This is a genomic window from Sphingopyxis lindanitolerans, from assembly GCF_002993885.1.
GTDB classification, from domain to species: domain Bacteria; phylum Pseudomonadota; class Alphaproteobacteria; order Sphingomonadales; family Sphingomonadaceae; genus Sphingopyxis; species Sphingopyxis lindanitolerans.
In genome coordinates this window covers 2556899-2570893 of the sequence record NZ_CM009578.1, presented here as the reverse complement: position 1 = coordinate 2570893, position 13995 = coordinate 2556899, and the positions used below count along the sequence as shown (strand labels likewise).

Here is a 13995-nt window from a genome sequence, read left to right as displayed (position 1 = left end):
AAGGAAAATGAGGTCTAGGCCTGCGGCGTCGAAGGGTTGAGCTCTTTTGACTGCGGGTCTGGTGCCGATAGTCCCGATGCCGGCGCGGCGCCCGCGAGACTGCGCCATGCGGCGGAGGCAGTGGCAAGACCGGCAAAGAAGGCCAGGCAGTTTGTCCAGATGCCGTCCTCGATCATCAGCCCGAGCAGCCCCGTCATCGCCTGATATCCCGCAAAGCCCGCGGGCACGGCGAACAATAGGGCGACAAGGAATCGGAGGAGGGGAGACCTGACCGAGACGAAGACCGCCTGACCCGTCAGATAGACGATCAGGCCGGTGGTGAAGCCGGCCAGCAGCATGGCGGCGGTTCCATAGCCTTGGGCGTGAACAAAGAGGCCCGCGCCGACCGCGGAATAGACCGGCAGGGCAAAGGTCGCGAGCCGGAACAGGAGCCAGATGAGATAGAGGGCGGCTACGCCGCCCAGGATGATCATCAAAGTCACAAGCGTCCTCCCGTCGGACGCGCTCGCCACCTCCACCACAGCGCATTCTGCCTCCCGATCATAGCAGCGGCGCCCCGAAGGCGGAACCGCAACTGGAACCACCTTGGGGGTTTCTCGCCGATGTCAGCGAGCGAAGGGATCATATTCGCAGACGATGCAGCTGGGATCGCCGTCGAATTCATCGAGCGGCATCACCGAATATCCTTGTGCGGTTTCGATCAGGACGATGATGGTCATCATCGTGCGGGCGAGGTTCCAGCCGAGCGATTGGGCGGTGGAAAGCGGCATATCGAGGCTCCTGTCCGGGAGCGGGTCCATTCCCGCTCGACAGTCGCCCCGCCGGACGGGGACGGGCCGCAATCACCGCAGCGCAGCGGAGGCCCAAGCGCAGCGCAGGGACCCCTTGCGGGTTGATTGAAGGAGGCATGGCCTCGACCAAGGGATTAGCGGCAATCGAGAGCGGGATGAGATCCGCAGAGCTGGAGTCAACGCATCGCCGGTGCCGTCGTCTCATACCAAAGCTGAATGATCCAAAATGCGCGCCAGTCGATCTTCGCGCCTTGTCCCCGATTGGCTAGCAGTGATATCCTGCACGCATGTGGGGCAGTGCAGCGATTACCGAAGCGCCATTGGCACCAGCGCGTTCGGTTCCTCGTCCGGCGATTGCGGAGGTGCTCGACCTCGACACAGGCGAGTTCATGGAGTCGAGGGGTTTTATAACAAGCTTCCTCTATCAGGAGCTGGTCAAAGAGCGCGGGATCATCCTCGGCCGTATGCATCGGGACGAACCACGGTTCGTCTGTGCGGACTGTATGGTGCCTGTCTATCTCGTTTCGCGGCCCGAAGAGCACATCTTCTTCTTCCGCCACCGGCATGAGGATGGATCCTGTCCCGCACGGACGCGCTCGCCTCTTTCAGAGGAAGAGATTCGCGCCCGAAAATATCATGGCCTGCGCGAGAGCGAGCCGCATAAGCAGCTCAAGGCCATGCTGCTCAGGTGCCTCGATGCGGATCCGAGCTTCTCCGATATTGCGACTGAGCAGCATTGGAAGAGCAGTACCCGCGAGAAGGCCTATCGCAGGCCCGACGTCCAGGCCGAGGACAGCAGTGGCAAAATTGCCTTCGAGGTCCAGCTTTCGACGACATTTTTGCGGGTTGTGGTGGGGAGGCGAGATTTCTACCGCGAAGAGAGTGCCTTGCTAATTTGGTTGTTCAGGGGATTTGATCCTTCGTATCGCTTGATGACCACCGATGACCTTCTGTTTCCGAACAATTCGAATCTCTTTGTCATTGATGACGAGACAGTCCGGATTTCGCTGGAGCGTGAGCAACTTCACTTCCGCTGTCATTTTCGTCGACCGATAAGGTCGGGCTATGAGGTAACCGATCGCTTCGAGAGCGAAATTGTCGCCTTCTCGACGCTGACCCAAGACCGCGACGGCCAACGCGCTTTTTACTTCGACTATGATGGAGCAGAGGCCGAGATACGCGTCGCAATCGCTGCGGATCGAGCCGAGGCCGAGGCTGCGGCAGAAGAGCAACGCCTCGCAGAGATAGCGCGGTTGGAGGCGGAGGCTGCGAGGCGGCGTGGCGAGCTAGACGCGAATGACCGGAAGGATTTCTTCGAATTCTGGCTCGAATATGGCGGGACGTTTCGGCATACGAGCGAAAGCCGGGGCGCGTGGCTCGGCTTGCGCGGCCGTTTCGCATGGAGAGCCATTCCGCTGCCCGAATACCCCGACACTTCTGCGGAGGTCAGGGCGATGGTCAGCGCTCTTTACAGCGCTCGCGAGGGCAAGCCAGTCGGATGGAACTACGATAAATTGGTGCAGGTCGCGCATCTACTGGCTCAAAGTCACCCGCGCCTGATCCTTGCGTTCGGATATGCCCTCGAGATTCACCAGCGCATGCCGCAGATCGAGCGAGAGGACGTGTCAGGCAAGTGGCTTAATCGGAAATGGGACATCGGCGCACGTCTGAAAATTCGCGACGAGGCCCTGCTGCCAGATCCCGAACTTTTTCCCCTCATGCGCTTCCTGTTCCCGGAGGTTGCCGAGCGGGTCGAGGGCTATTTCGAGCGAGCCACGCGGAGCGACGGCTCGTCCTAGGCGATTGGCCCCGCACCCAAGCGGGGCCAGATTGCTGTCACGATGGCGGATTCCAGATCAAAACCTTCTTCGACGCGTCATCGCCCGGCGCGTTCGCAATGTTGCAGTAGATCGTTCCAAGTTCGGGGGCCGACAGCGACACCGAGACATATTCGGCACCGGTCGTCTGCGAGGTCCGAACCCAGCCAGCACCGAGTTCGAAGCCATTTTTGCGACTGACGACCCGATAATCGGGTTCGCTGTCCTTGGCCTTGCGACCGTTGGGGATGATCGCGATCGGTGCGGTGACGCTGAGCGTGGCAAGCGTGCCTTCGAAGCTGCCGTCCGTCTTAACGGTGAGATTTGCGATGGTGGCCATGTAATTTCTCCTGAATCGTCGGGGCCTATCCCCGATGGCGCCCAAGGGAGGGCCCGCGAGCGGCCGTCACCGAGCGAGAGCGAGGGTGAACCCCGAACGGGGTTGACGGCACAGGCGCGTCGAGGCCCGCAGAAAGGCGACTGAGGGGGAAGGTGCAGGTCGATCGGAAGGCGGATAGCCAACATTCGAACCGTCACGGCGGCTATTCTTCAGGCTTTTTGCGCCAGGCCGTCACCAGCCCGGCAAGTGCGGACAGCAAGGCGGCCAATGCGCCCAACAGCGCGACGAGGTCATTCACTTCCATCATAGCTCCTTTCATCGGGAACTATGGCAGGTCGCTTTCCGGCGTCGCAGTGGGCAATTTCGCGCACATTTTTGGAGACACAAGCTCGACCATCAGATCGGGAGCGATCATTGGCATGCGAGTCCAGCCGGAGAGTATCCGCCATCGCTCTGCATGTTCGATGGCTTCCCAGATCCAGATTTCGCAGTTCCAAAGCAGGACGAGCAACCAGTCCGCATCGCCCAGCGCGTAAAGGTCCTTTTCATGATCCTCGAGTATCTGGTTGATGCCGTGAACCATGTGGATGACGGGCCGCGATTGCACAAATCCGCGCGCAACCAGATCCCTTTCTTTCTGGATCGGGTCTGCCGGAACGACACTCTCTTTCAGATCGAAGCTCTCCGACCATCCGGGTAGATTGTTTCGAATGATGCGCCGTGCGCTTGGCATGGCTCGCTGCCAGATGTCGGTTCGAAGGGTTGCGTGTCCTCCCGTGTGGCTCCGTTCGAACGGATCCTCGCCCGCGCTTTTCATTCGGTAGGCGATATCGTTAGCGTTGAACATCGCGCTCACCATCTGGCTTCCGACGATGTCGAATGCCGCGAAGCGGCGCATGATACGGCGGCGGCCACGTTCCACCGCGCCTTCGAAACGGCGCTGGCGGGGCGTGTTGAAGCGGGGCGCGGCGAGCGCGGCACGGACCTCGCGCAGACCGCGAACCCGCCTCCAGTTCCACATATAATATTCCCAGAACGCCTCAGTGAGGCGGCATCCTCGTTCGCCGGGCTGGCCTTCGCCTAGCTCGGGGTAAGCCATCAGCGCGAGGTACATTCGTGCTGCTTCGAAGGCGTTGTCGGGAAATTCGACCTTCGGCTCGAAGGCGATTGCGCCGCGTTCAGCCATCGGTCGTCGCCCGATCCATTCCGTCAGCGTCAGCCCTGCGAGACTTCGGCATATCGCTCGGCGTCCTGCATGGTGAACGGCGCCCCAATGAAATGGCCGTCTTTCGGGAAATTGTGTGAGGCCCCGATCCACCAGCCATTGAAACCAAGGACTTCAAGGATATCGCGAATGACGGGTCCAGCATCGAGACTTGTACCGCCTCCCCATGCAAGCAGCATTTCTGCCGCAGCGTCGATTTTCGCCATTTTTTCTCCTGGCACCGTCAAGCGAAAGAACCGCTTGAGCTGTTCGCGATCCGCGTCGGTGCCCGCACCGCCGGGTGCGATGGCAGACAGATATTTGAGGAACAAATATCCGGTTGTCGCCACTTTCGGTTTCATCCGTTTGAGTTCGGTGCGGACGCTCTTGTAGGTTTGTCCATCTGAATCGCAGTAAAATTTGGATGGATCGAGCCCCGCAGCCACGAATGCCGGGAACATTCGATGATGCTGAAGCTCATTGTCAAGCGCCTGCACGACATGTTGGACCATGTCGTTGTCATCCACACGTAGCATCGTCAGATGTTGGCGAAATCCCTTCAGCTTCAAGTCGGCGTGGAGGAGTTCGTGCATCAGGCTTTCGGAAGGGTGAGCCGTGCGCGCCACGGAGATGGTCGTCCCCAAGGCGGTTGTCTCGCTGCCCCAAGTCTCCTCGGGAGAGACGTCTATGGTAATGGTGGAGCGCGCGTCGACCGCCTGATAGAGGACGTCGGTCTGGGGATTGGCTGCGCGAGCATCCGCAACCAATTTCAAAGCGTCGTTCAGGTTCATATTTGCTTGGTGGACGGCTGCGATCGGATTGACAACATATCTGATAACCTCGCCATGTTTCAGTGAAAATCATGACTCCGGATGCGGAGCGGCGCATCGCGCGAATCCGGTCCTCCTCCGTTCCGCGCGCCATCCCCGCGACCGGGTGCGATCGACACTTCACCCTGCGCGATCGACCGCAGCATCGCATCATGATCGACGATCCGGTCGCAGATGATGTGGATGACCTCGCCCTCCTTCTGGAGCCGACCGCGCATCCCGATCATCGAGGCCGACATGACTTGGCGCCGGAAGATGTCGAAGCGATGCCGTTGGCGATCCCCGTCTCGTCCTCGATCGTAACGAAGAGCACACCCTTCGCCGACCCGGGCCGCTGTCGGACGAGAATGACGTCGGCGACCTCGATATTGCGCCCGTCTCGGATCGACGCGAGATCGGCGCAGCGGAAGATCCCCATCGTGCCGAGCTTATCGCGCAGGAAACTCAGCGGATGCCCTCCAGAGAATGACGCGCTCTTGGCGAGCCCGCAGCGGGGCGGCGTGCGATGCGCGTCAGTGCCTAGCCGCCGCCCCGCAAGGAAAGCGAGCCGAGTGCGCCGCGCGGCCCGACATCAGCGCGCCCCCTGGCCGAGCGTGCCGAGGCCAGAGCGCGCTCATCAGATGCCGCGCTCAGTTGGGGGCTTTCAACCGCCTGAGGCGCTGGTAGACTTTGTGTTCAAGAGGAGCGAAAACGATGCCGACTCTATTCGAGCTATCCAAACCGGAAAATCAGGCGCGATTTCACAGGGAACTTGCAGAGCAATTTCCGGACGCGCTGTACGGTTCGAGACGAGATTTTAGCGCCAAGCTGGCTGGAGAATTCGATGCCGCTTTGGCCACAGGGTCGGAAGAGGCGATGCAAAATATAATCGAGACGCATCCCTACCTTCTGCAATATGCATTCCGGACGACTGGTCATCACGGGACATGGGCATATGCCAAACGGTGGATTCGGACCAATCAGGTAAACGGCCAGCGCGGTCTCATTCCTGACTTTATAGCGGCCATGAGCAACTCGCTCGGCTATAGTTGGCAGATCATCGAGCTAAAACGGCCTGACGTCCAGTTCGCGAACAAGCGCGGCGACGGGCTTAGTACGGAAGCACATAAAGCACTTGCTCAGTGCGGCGAATATATGAGCCACTTCGCGAACTACATCGAGAATGTCCGCGTGAATGTCGGAAACGAACGCATAAAACAGCCGGATGGTGTGACGATCGTGATGGGGGATTCTCGCCTGGAGAATGAAGCGCAGCGAAAGGTAAGGGTAGGCTTCCAAGACCTAAGCCCGAAGATATCGATCGCCACCTATGATCGTCTGCGGCGTGGACTGCTGAACGATGTGATGCCGTCCGCGCTCGAAACGCCGACATACGAGGGGGCGCAAACAGCCGATTTTCTGGGCGGACGACCCGCCTGAGCACCAGTCGGCCATCAAGTATTTTGCGCCTAAGGCCTAGTCCGAGTGCCTATCCGATAAAAAGGGCTGAGCCGCAGACCAAATCCTCAAACACTGCTGCGACCACCACGAAGGATCCAGCTCAAACGGGTGACGCTGCTCGCCCACACCGAGATCATATCGGCCGCGGTCCCGGGTCACGATCACCGCCGGCCATTCAAATTGATCCCCAGAGATGTCGATGATGAGGCCGTTCCATTCGAGCCATGCATGGCTGGTCTCGCGGTCGCCCGAGTCAGAATAGAATTCGCGGCAGACATAGTCGGCGGTGATTCCGAAGCGCTCAAGCAGGAAAAGCGCCAGCAGCTCGGAACAATGGCCGCAGGCACCACGCGGGAAATGATCAATGTAGACGGCTCGCCAATGCCGATCGTCGATAGCGTCCAGCGCAGATCGAAATTCGGCCGCTGCCTTGCCGATTGCCGCATCGTCCGGCTTCATCGGTTCAACTTTTGGCGGTAAGATGTGATGTCAATATCTCTTCGAGGAGCGCGCGAGGCCAAACACGCCCCAACTGCGCGTCGTCGACGTCTTCGGTATGGAACCGACCAGAATAAATTCCGACGAAGTTGAACGCTCCATCGCCATTCCCAACAGTGCCGATACGGCCGTCCTCAAGCTCAATGTTTCCATGCGCGCGCTGGATCACGGGCGAACCCGACATGCCCGGCCGCGAGGCTGAATCAACGATAAAATAGGGTTTGTCGAGGTGAGGGGCGAGGCAGGGTTCGCTCGCGAACGTAGCCTGCTTCCAAACCGGCATTCCCATTCCCGTTCGACCAAATGGAAACCCGAGTATGAAAACCGGCATACCGACACGTTGCTTGAGACTGACCATCGGCATCGCATTCAGCGGCATGAGACAGAGATTGGGCGGCGGCACGAATGCCAGCGCCACAACATCGACTCCTCGTCCTAACGTCGGATGTTCGGTCCACAGGGGCCGACCCTCAGCGTCCATAGTGGCAACCGAAACGATATACGGTGCGTCGCTGCGCTCGTTCTGAGGCACATGAACCCGCAGATGATCGGGAACGCCCGCCATCGGATGCAAACATGCATCGGTTTCATGATTTCGCCCCGCGGCGACATGCCAGTTGGTAATGAGTGCGAGGCTTGTGTCAGGCAGGAGCCATGGAAAGGCCGTTCCAACGCCAAGACGCTGGTCACGGAAGTATGCTTCAACGAACAAAGGAACGAGCGAACAGCTATCGACACCGGGCGCCGTCACGGTTTGTGATCAATCTTTTTATCGATCTCAGCTGCTTTCTTCAAAAGTTCCTCGGCTTGGTTCACGCTAACGATTCTGGCTGCCGACATGGCGGTCCCTCCGCTAATTGGTATCAATGCAATTCCGCAATTGCCTGCACGCGAGTCTGTTATCGAGAGCGGTGGTAGGGAGATCAAATGACACAGAGCCCATTCACTATCGATCTTACGTCAGAAGAAAACGACTTCGTCAACGCGATCCAATTTGATCCACGGAATACTCTCGGTGACACCAAGTCATTTCACGCCAACGGCGATCTGGTGATCCGACTCACGGAGAGTCTGTTGAAGCGCAAGGCAATCCCGACCCAGCGTCTAAACTTCTTTTCCGACCCGGACTATCATGTGGCGGGGAGAGGCAGCTCGCGCCAAGAATTGTTCATGAGGAAAGTGCGCTCCCACGAAGAGATGGTGCGCCATGGCCATTTCCTGAAATATCTCCACTATTTCATCTACGGCGCCAAACTTCCCGCACCAGCCATCCAGGCGTTCAAGGCCGCGGTTGACGATTGCGGCGCCATCACTTCCGGTGACATCGCGCCGCTAGAGACCGTTGCGCGGCATCTCGTCCGAGCCAATCACCTCGCGCCAAAGGAGGTGGCAGACGAATTCTACAAGCTGTGTCTCGATCTCGATTTGGATCCGAGCGATGCGGCCTGCATTCGCTCCGCCGTACTCCAGCTTCCCCGATAAGTATCCGATGGCATTTTTCACTCAGGACCAGTTGAAAGCCATTGCCGATGCTCTTGGCGACACTGAAGCCGGTCTGACGGGCACCGAGATTCAGCATCTTTTCGCGACATGCAATTTGAATGATCCTGGGCCAATCACGAAACGTGTTCGGATCTTCAATGCATTTGCCAAAAGCCAGAACGACAAGCAGAACCGAACACATATCCTTGAATTTGTCCGTCAGGCGATGAAGCCCGCGCAATATAGTCGCACGCCGGAACGCTACGAACCGATGAGGGCTCTCGTGAATCAAGCGTTGGCTTTCGCCGGACTTGTGGTGGACCAGACGGGTGCGATCTCTGTAGTCGAGGCAGCGCAAACCTTACCGGAGGCGCAGCGGCGGGCTCGGGAATTGCGGGCAGATCTGGAAGGGCGGGGTGTCCATGCGGACGTTTTGAAATTCTGCCGGGCCGAACTGCTCGCCGACGATTATTTTCACGCCGTGCAGGAAGCGGTTAAAAGTGTCGCCGACAAGATGCGTTCACGCACTGGGCTGACCGACGATGGTGCGTCACTGGTTGATCGGGCACTTGGAGGTGAACCGCCCCTGCTCGCAATAAATGCGCGGACGACCGGTAGCCAGCGTAGTGAACAGAGCGGATTTGCAAATCTCGTGCGCGGAGCCTTTGGCATGTTCCGTAATCCTACCGCCCACGAACCACGCATATATTGGTCGATGACAAAAGAGGACGCCGAGGATTTGCTGACAATCGTGTCGCTTATCCATCGCCGATTAGATTCGGCGCACATGCCGCCTAGGGTTTGAGATCGATGCGCACGAGCCCTGAAGATCCTCTTTGGACAGCGCCGAAATCGGGTTTTGACTGGCAAGACAGTAATGTTCTTTTAGCCTGCGCGTGGTTCGCCGAACTCGCCAACAAAAGGACCTGGGAACAGCGAAAAGAGGAAACGCGCCGGTCGTTCCTTATTGCGAAAGAGAGTTGGTCGCGCGGCGAGCCAGTCCCATTCTACAATCCCGCTGACACGGCCTCTTGGTATCTTTTCCAAGGCAACGCATATGCAACCGATCGTATGAACTGGGTGCCCGAGGAAGCGGTGCGCATCGTTCCAACGCTTACTCGCATCGGAGAAGAGCTGACCAAATTGCTCGCTATCCCAGGAGCAGAGGATCGAGCACGCCGACTTATGAATGCTGATCGCAGTCAGCCGGATGGCGGGCTTTTTGAACTGCTCGTTGCGCTCGCATATTATCGCGATGGCTGGGAAACTGCATTCGCGCCCGAGCGTCCCGGGGTCGCAAAAACCCATGATCTCAATGTGCGCAAAGGAAGAAGCAGGTGGGCGGTCGAGTGTAAGCGTATGGACCGCTCGAGCTATGAAGCGCGCGAGCGTGTCCGAGGCGAAGAACTCGCGCGACCCGTACATCGCCTCGCGCTTGCCGCCGGACGCTCGATTTACATGCAGATCGCCTTCGATGCCGAACTCGACGCTATCCCGGACGATTATCTCGCGTTGCATGCGTCCGCCTATTTGGGCGCCGCCGGCGCAAATTATTGGAGCGATGAGCATGGAATTGGCACGATCCGAGAAATCGACTGGACGCTAGCCCGCGAGGTCCTCGCGGAAGACGATGTATATTATGGTTCAAGCCGGATGGTCGAACTGCTCATCGGCCGTTACGATCATGATTTTGCGCATTCGATGTCCGGCAAGTGGCTGCCGAGCCGCACGCGCCCCTTCTGGGCAAGTGCAGTCTACCAGGCGAGCGTTGTCGGGTGGCGCAATCAATCAGCTACGGCGATTCGCAAGAAAGCGAAGCATTTCCGTGCGACAGTCGCGAAAGCGACAGCACAATTGCCAACCGATCAGCCGGGAGTTGTCCATGTTGGCGTGGAAACGTGGGCCGGCAGCCTCGCCGATGGCGTTCGACATCTTCTCAACAAGCTGGAGATGATGGATTTTGACCCGGGTATGTCGCGCTTGCGATGGGTTTACGGCGAATATTTCGCGCCCGAGGTATCAACTCGCTCTGATGAAAGTTGGGCCATTGAGGAGACGTCCGCATCCTATCGCGTGGGCAGCCATCGCACGCGTGAACCTCTGCCGTATCACATGCTGCTCACGCCTGAAGCGAAGACCAACCACGGCGTCCATTGGGATCCGGCAAACCAATACCCGCTTAAACGTCCGCGGACATAGGTTCTTCTATCCAGCGTCTCGTGCCGTTTCCTCAAGCTGCGTAATGCGCTCGGCACAAATGGTCCCGACAAGTTCCGCCAATACCGACACCCTTGCGCCCAGCCAGGAAAGCTCATCTTCGGAAATGCGATAGTGCTTCGAGTAGCGGGCCTTGATGTAAGCCTCCTTCAGCTTCTCGAACCGAGATCGGTCAGCTTTCACTTCACGGGGCCAAACTTCGATTAACCGTCGATCAATCTTCTCAGCCTGAGTTCGCAAGAAGGCTAAGTTATGGATGTGGGGCGAATAAAATGTGCAGACCAGCAAGGCACAATGATAATATCGCTCCGTCGCTTGGTGCATGAGGAAGGCTGCGAGCTTAGTTTTCCCGCGCTTGATTGCATCGTTTGCGCTGTCGAAGAAGTCCGTCGCAGTGGAAAACCATTCGTCGTAATATTCGCGCGCCATCTCAAGCGCCGCATGTGGCGTCTTCGGCTGCGGCTCGGGCAATTCATCATCGACGGCCTGATAAATCGCGATCCCATCGCGGGCGACGTCCATGAAGAAATAGCGTCCCTGCGACAGCCCGGCATTCACCTCATCGACACTGTGGACGATGAAATTCACCGGCGTGCGCAGTGTCTTCGTGACGGACAGTTCGCGGATCAGCCGATCGTCGAGCTTCGACCAATATTCGACGCGATCGGTCAGCCTGTCATCGTTGACGACAATCAACAGGTCATAATCCGACTGATAGCCCTTCGCGGTATGCGGCTCGTCAACCCATCCGCCGCGCGCATAGCTGCCGTAGAGGATGATCTTCGAAATCCGCCCCTTGCGCTTCCAGTCCTGGGTCGCGAGCGCCAGCGCATCCTCGAATTCTTCGAAGACGATCTGGACGATCCGTTCGAGTTCGCGCTGTTTGTGCGGGGGGAGATGATCGAGACTGCTGCGCATTGCGGACACCCTAACAAGGTGGCGACACCCTTGCACGCCGAGATTGAACCAGCCGCGAGGATGCCGCCGACCGCGGTCAATCTGCCGGATTCCACAGCAGCGCATAGACGTCGGGATTGTCCTGCCCGGCCGCCCGGCCAAGATTGGCATAGATGCGCCGCGGCCCGAACTCAGGCGCTTCGAGGGTCAGCGAGACATAGAGTTTGCCCGACGCCTCGCTGCGACGGAGCCACCCCGCGCCGCATTCGACGCCGCCCGACCAGACGCGATAATCGGGCTGCACCTCGCCGTTCTTGCTCGGGTTGGGGCGGATTTCGATGGGGACGCGGATCGAGATCGTCGCGAGCTGACCCACAAAGCCCTTTTCGTTCGTTCCGCTGACAAGACCGATTGCGGCCATGATATTGCTCCTGCGAAGCCCGGGGCCATCCCCGGGGCACCGGCGGCCAGGGAATGGCGTCAGGCCCGCGCACGCACCCGAAGGGCCGGAGCGACAGCGGAGGACGGCGCCGCACCGGCTTTTTGCGCGCGAAGCGCCCGCGAGGAGGCCGCCTGCGGCCGGGGAAAAAGGCGACGCGGCGCCGTTGCGCGCGCGGGCGCGCCATCCACCTCGCCGGATCTGCACCGGCTGGCTCCGTGCGAGCCGGAATGGAGATGAACAGCAAGGATTTGCTCACCGGATCACGCTATGGGTCGGGCATGAGACCGACGATCACCGCCGCCTTCCTTCTCTTGGCCCTCCCTGCCTCGGCGCAGCAGGTCAGCGGCCCGGCCCGCGCTGCCGACGGAGATTCGCTCGACCTCAGCGGAATATCGGTGCGGCTCTTCGGCGTCGATGCGCCCGAGTTGGCGCAGAGCTGCGAACGCGGCGGCGCCTCCTGGGCTTGCGGGAAACAGGCGGCGTCGAAGCTCGCGAGCCTCGTCCCTGGAACGTCGGTCATGTGCGAGCAGAAGGATATCGACGATTATGGCCGGATCGTCGCCACATGCCGCGCGGGTTCGATCGATCTCGGCGGTGCGATGGTCGACGCGGGCCTTGCCGTCGCCCTGCCCCATTTCAGCGACCGCTATGTCGCTGCCGAGGCACGCGCCCGCGCCGCCGGTCTCGGCGTGTGGACCGGCAAGTTCCAGATGCCAGCGGACTATCGCGCCGCGCATCCGAGGCCGGGGCAGCGGACACCGGGCCTTTCGCGCGATGCGGCGCGAGCGCGTGCGCCGGACCGCGCGCCATCTCCCGCTCCTTCGGGCGTCTATTTCCGCAATTGTAAGGAGGCCTGGGCAGCGGGCGCTGCCCCGCTGCGGCGAGGCCAGCCCGGTTACCGGTCCGAAATGGACGGCGATGGCGACGGCATTGCGTGCGAGCCCTATCGCGGCCGCTAGCACGTCACCTCCTTTTCAGGGCAACCACAAGGGGCGCTGCTGCCAATTCGCCGGGAACCCCATCGATCCAAAGTCCCCTTCGGGTTGGGTCGCGAGATGCGCTGCGATGTCGGCGATCCAGGTCGAGCCCGGCGCCACGGTGCGGACGACATGTCCGATCATGCAAATCGCATTATAGATCTTGGCCGGAGCCTGTGTCGCATTCTGATCGATCGTAGCCTGTAGCGATTTCGGTTTCTGCGCGAGTTTCGGCGGCGCGAGGAAGCCGCGGTTCCAGAGCCGGCCGTGGTGCGCGCAGATGTTCCGGATATCGGTCACATGGCGGACAAGCGGCACGAGAACCGTTTCGGGGAGGCCGAGCGGCACCGCGATGCGGTTGCGGAGCGCCCGGTCGGCGAGGCTCGAATACCAGCGTGAAAGATGGCCGAACGACATCATTTCGGCGACCATCCAGACCGGCGGCAACGCCGGCACATCGTAGTTTTGACGGTAATGTTTGATGTAGGTCTCGTTCGAGCGCCCGACTTCGCCGGCAAGTTTCGAGAGGCGGAGATGATAGTCCTTGCGATCGCTGTAGAGACTGGCGTCGAGATAGCTGTGGCCATCACCGAGTTCCGCGAGATGATAGGCCCAGCTTCCCCGTAGCGCGACCTCGACATGTTCGGTTCCGCGCATCAGCAGGCGCCGGAGCAGGCGATCGAAATCATAAAGGGCGGTGACGCGTTCGAAAGTCGTGCCGGGGAAAAAGCGCGGCCCCTGATGGACTTTGGGATGTTCGAAATAGAGCCAATAAGCGCTGAGACGATAATAGCTCACATGGCGAAGCCAGGCCTCGGCGGCAGGCTCGTCGGCAATTTCCATTCCGTTCGCACGAAGATGGGCGATTTGCTGCGCGTAGGTGAGGGTGGGCTTGTTATAGGATCGTGACATGAAGCCTGTTCATGCGTCAGCGGAGCCCAAAATAAAAGACCCGCCCAGTGTGCATGTCCTTGCGAACAGAGGCCGGGCGGGTGCGATTGATGCCCACATAGGGTACGGGTGCGAACAAATCAATAACAAGCGTTGCAGCGCAACACGA

16 protein-coding genes and 1 pseudogene are annotated in these 13995 nt (G+C 59.7%); 6 read left to right on the top strand and 11 right to left on the bottom strand.

What is annotated here, in order from left to right:
* Positions 1-14: 14 nt before the first annotated feature.
* Together CVO77_RS12360 and CVO77_RS21420 are read right to left on the bottom strand one after the other, a co-directional pair.
* Complete coding sequence (locus tag CVO77_RS12360; RefSeq protein ID WP_105999324.1) at positions 15-473, bottom strand: hypothetical protein; 459 nt, start codon at positions 471-473, stop codon at positions 15-17.
* Positions 474-605: 132 nt separating this feature from the next.
* Positions 606-770 (bottom strand): hypothetical protein, encoded by a 165-nt coding sequence (locus CVO77_RS21420; protein WP_192878823.1) that lies wholly within the window; start codon positions 768-770, stop codon positions 606-608.
* Positions 771-1078: 308 nt separating this feature from the next.
* Here CVO77_RS21420 and CVO77_RS12355 point away from each other — a divergent pair, with 308 nt between their 5' ends.
* On the top strand, positions 1079-2590 hold the full coding sequence (locus CVO77_RS12355) for a DUF6035 family protein (protein ID WP_146130864.1): 1512 nt from the start codon (positions 1079-1081) through the stop codon (positions 2588-2590).
* A 37-nt stretch (positions 2591-2627) separates the two neighbouring features.
* On the opposite strand, the gene CVO77_RS12350 is transcribed toward CVO77_RS12355, so the two are convergent.
* From CVO77_RS12350 to dnaE2, 4 genes and pseudogenes are all read right to left on the bottom strand, one after another.
* Positions 2628-2948 carry a DUF736 domain-containing protein gene (locus CVO77_RS12350; RefSeq protein WP_105999322.1) on the bottom strand — a complete coding sequence of 107 codons (321 nt, stop codon included), beginning with the start codon at positions 2946-2948 and terminating at the stop codon, positions 2628-2630.
* A 325-nt stretch (positions 2949-3273) separates the two neighbouring features.
* Entirely contained in the window at positions 3274-4134 is an 861-nt protein-coding gene (locus tag CVO77_RS12345; RefSeq protein ID WP_105999321.1) for a hypothetical protein, read from the bottom strand.
* Between the two features lie 29 nt (positions 4135-4163).
* Positions 4164-4943: a hypothetical protein gene (locus CVO77_RS12340; RefSeq protein ID WP_146130863.1), complete on the bottom strand. Its 780-nt coding sequence runs from the start codon at positions 4941-4943 to the stop codon at positions 4164-4166.
* 59 nt (positions 4944-5002) lie between these two features.
* A pseudogene (gene dnaE2 / locus CVO77_RS21995) lies at positions 5003-5436 on the bottom strand (error-prone DNA polymerase); the annotation flags it as partial.
* Positions 5437-5675: 239 nt separating this feature from the next.
* Here dnaE2 and CVO77_RS12330 point away from each other — a divergent pair.
* Positions 5676-6401: a Shedu anti-phage system protein SduA domain-containing protein gene (locus CVO77_RS12330; protein ID WP_105999319.1), complete on the top strand. Its 726-nt coding sequence runs from the start codon at positions 5676-5678 to the stop codon at positions 6399-6401.
* A 36-nt stretch (positions 6402-6437) separates the two neighbouring features.
* On the opposite strand, the gene CVO77_RS12325 is transcribed toward CVO77_RS12330, so the two are convergent.
* Both CVO77_RS12325 and CVO77_RS12320 read right to left on the bottom strand, forming a co-directional pair.
* Positions 6438-6881, bottom strand: a complete 444-nt coding sequence (locus tag CVO77_RS12325; RefSeq protein WP_105999318.1) for a hypothetical protein — start codon at positions 6879-6881, stop codon at positions 6438-6440.
* 4 nt (positions 6882-6885) lie between these two features.
* A complete protein-coding gene (locus tag CVO77_RS12320) occupies positions 6886-7671 on the bottom strand; it encodes a trypsin-like peptidase domain-containing protein (RefSeq protein WP_105999317.1) in 786 nt (261 codons plus the stop codon).
* A gap of 176 nt (positions 7672-7847) precedes the next feature.
* Here CVO77_RS12320 and CVO77_RS12315 point away from each other — a divergent pair, with 176 nt between their 5' ends.
* Genes CVO77_RS12315 through CVO77_RS12305 form a run of 3 tightly spaced genes read left to right on the top strand, consistent with a single transcriptional unit; the run spans position 7848 to position 10601 of the window.
* Positions 7848-8402 (top strand): hypothetical protein, encoded by a 555-nt coding sequence (locus CVO77_RS12315; protein ID WP_105999316.1) that lies wholly within the window; start codon positions 7848-7850, stop codon positions 8400-8402.
* 7 nt (positions 8403-8409) lie between these two features.
* Positions 8410-9207, top strand: a complete 798-nt coding sequence (locus tag CVO77_RS12310; RefSeq protein WP_105999315.1) for a TIGR02391 family protein — start codon at positions 8410-8412, stop codon at positions 9205-9207.
* A 5-nt stretch (positions 9208-9212) separates the two neighbouring features.
* On the top strand, positions 9213-10601 hold the full coding sequence (locus CVO77_RS12305; protein WP_146130862.1) for a hypothetical protein: 1389 nt from the start codon (positions 9213-9215) through the stop codon (positions 10599-10601).
* A 6-nt stretch (positions 10602-10607) separates the two neighbouring features.
* Here the strand turns inward: CVO77_RS12305 and CVO77_RS12300 are convergent, their stop codons facing one another.
* On the bottom strand, positions 10608-11537 hold the full coding sequence (locus CVO77_RS12300) for a HEPN domain-containing protein (RefSeq protein ID WP_105999313.1): 930 nt from the start codon (positions 11535-11537) through the stop codon (positions 10608-10610).
* A 76-nt stretch (positions 11538-11613) separates the two neighbouring features.
* Positions 11614-11937 (bottom strand): DUF736 domain-containing protein, encoded by a 324-nt coding sequence (locus tag CVO77_RS12295; protein ID WP_105999312.1) that lies wholly within the window; start codon positions 11935-11937, stop codon positions 11614-11616.
* 299 nt (positions 11938-12236) lie between these two features.
* On the opposite strand from CVO77_RS12295, the gene CVO77_RS12290 reads away from it, so the two are divergent.
* On the top strand, positions 12237-12917 hold the full coding sequence (locus CVO77_RS12290) for a thermonuclease family protein (RefSeq protein ID WP_106000808.1): 681 nt from the start codon (positions 12237-12239) through the stop codon (positions 12915-12917).
* A gap of 15 nt (positions 12918-12932) precedes the next feature.
* Here CVO77_RS12290 and CVO77_RS12285 read toward each other — a convergent pair whose 3' ends face one another.
* A complete protein-coding gene (locus CVO77_RS12285; protein WP_105999311.1) occupies positions 12933-13847 on the bottom strand; it encodes an Abi family protein in 915 nt (304 codons plus the stop codon).
* Positions 13848-13995 lie beyond the last annotated feature (148 nt).

What these genes read in the sequence shown, in the direction of transcription:
- CVO77_RS12325 (WP_105999318.1), bottom strand. Translation starts at nt 6,881, where the DNA reads ATGAAGCCGGACGATGCGGCAATCGGCAAGGCAGCGGCCGAATTTCGA.
- CVO77_RS12350 (WP_105999322.1), bottom strand. Translation starts at nt 2,948, where the DNA reads ATGGCCACCATCGCAAATCTCACCGTTAAGACGGACGGCAGCTTCGAA.
- CVO77_RS12295 (WP_105999312.1), bottom strand. Translation starts at nt 11,937, where the DNA reads ATGGCCGCAATCGGTCTTGTCAGCGGAACGAACGAAAAGGGCTTTGTG.
- CVO77_RS12300 (WP_105999313.1), bottom strand. Translation starts at nt 11,537, where the DNA reads ATGCGCAGCAGTCTCGATCATCTCCCCCCGCACAAACAGCGCGAACTC.
- CVO77_RS21420 (WP_192878823.1), bottom strand. Translation starts at nt 770, where the DNA reads ATGCCGCTTTCCACCGCCCAATCGCTCGGCTGGAACCTCGCCCGCACG.
- CVO77_RS12360 (WP_105999324.1), bottom strand. Translation starts at nt 473, where the DNA reads ATGATCATCCTGGGCGGCGTAGCCGCCCTCTATCTCATCTGGCTCCTG.
- CVO77_RS12355 (WP_146130864.1), top strand. Translation starts at nt 1,079, where the DNA reads ATGTGGGGCAGTGCAGCGATTACCGAAGCGCCATTGGCACCAGCGCGT.
- CVO77_RS12310 (WP_105999315.1), top strand. Translation starts at nt 8,410, where the DNA reads ATGGCATTTTTCACTCAGGACCAGTTGAAAGCCATTGCCGATGCTCTT.
- CVO77_RS12285 (WP_105999311.1), bottom strand. Translation starts at nt 13,847, where the DNA reads ATGTCACGATCCTATAACAAGCCCACCCTCACCTACGCGCAGCAAATC.
- CVO77_RS12330 (WP_105999319.1), top strand. Translation starts at nt 5,676, where the DNA reads ATGCCGACTCTATTCGAGCTATCCAAACCGGAAAATCAGGCGCGATTT.
- CVO77_RS12315 (WP_105999316.1), top strand. Translation starts at nt 7,848, where the DNA reads ATGACACAGAGCCCATTCACTATCGATCTTACGTCAGAAGAAAACGAC.
- CVO77_RS12305 (WP_146130862.1), top strand. Translation starts at nt 9,213, where the DNA reads ATGCGCACGAGCCCTGAAGATCCTCTTTGGACAGCGCCGAAATCGGGT.
- CVO77_RS12340 (WP_146130863.1), bottom strand. Translation starts at nt 4,943, where the DNA reads ATGAACCTGAACGACGCTTTGAAATTGGTTGCGGATGCTCGCGCAGCC.
- CVO77_RS12345 (WP_105999321.1), bottom strand. Translation starts at nt 4,134, where the DNA reads ATGGCTGAACGCGGCGCAATCGCCTTCGAGCCGAAGGTCGAATTTCCC.
- CVO77_RS12290 (WP_106000808.1), top strand. Translation starts at nt 12,237, where the DNA reads ATGAGACCGACGATCACCGCCGCCTTCCTTCTCTTGGCCCTCCCTGCC.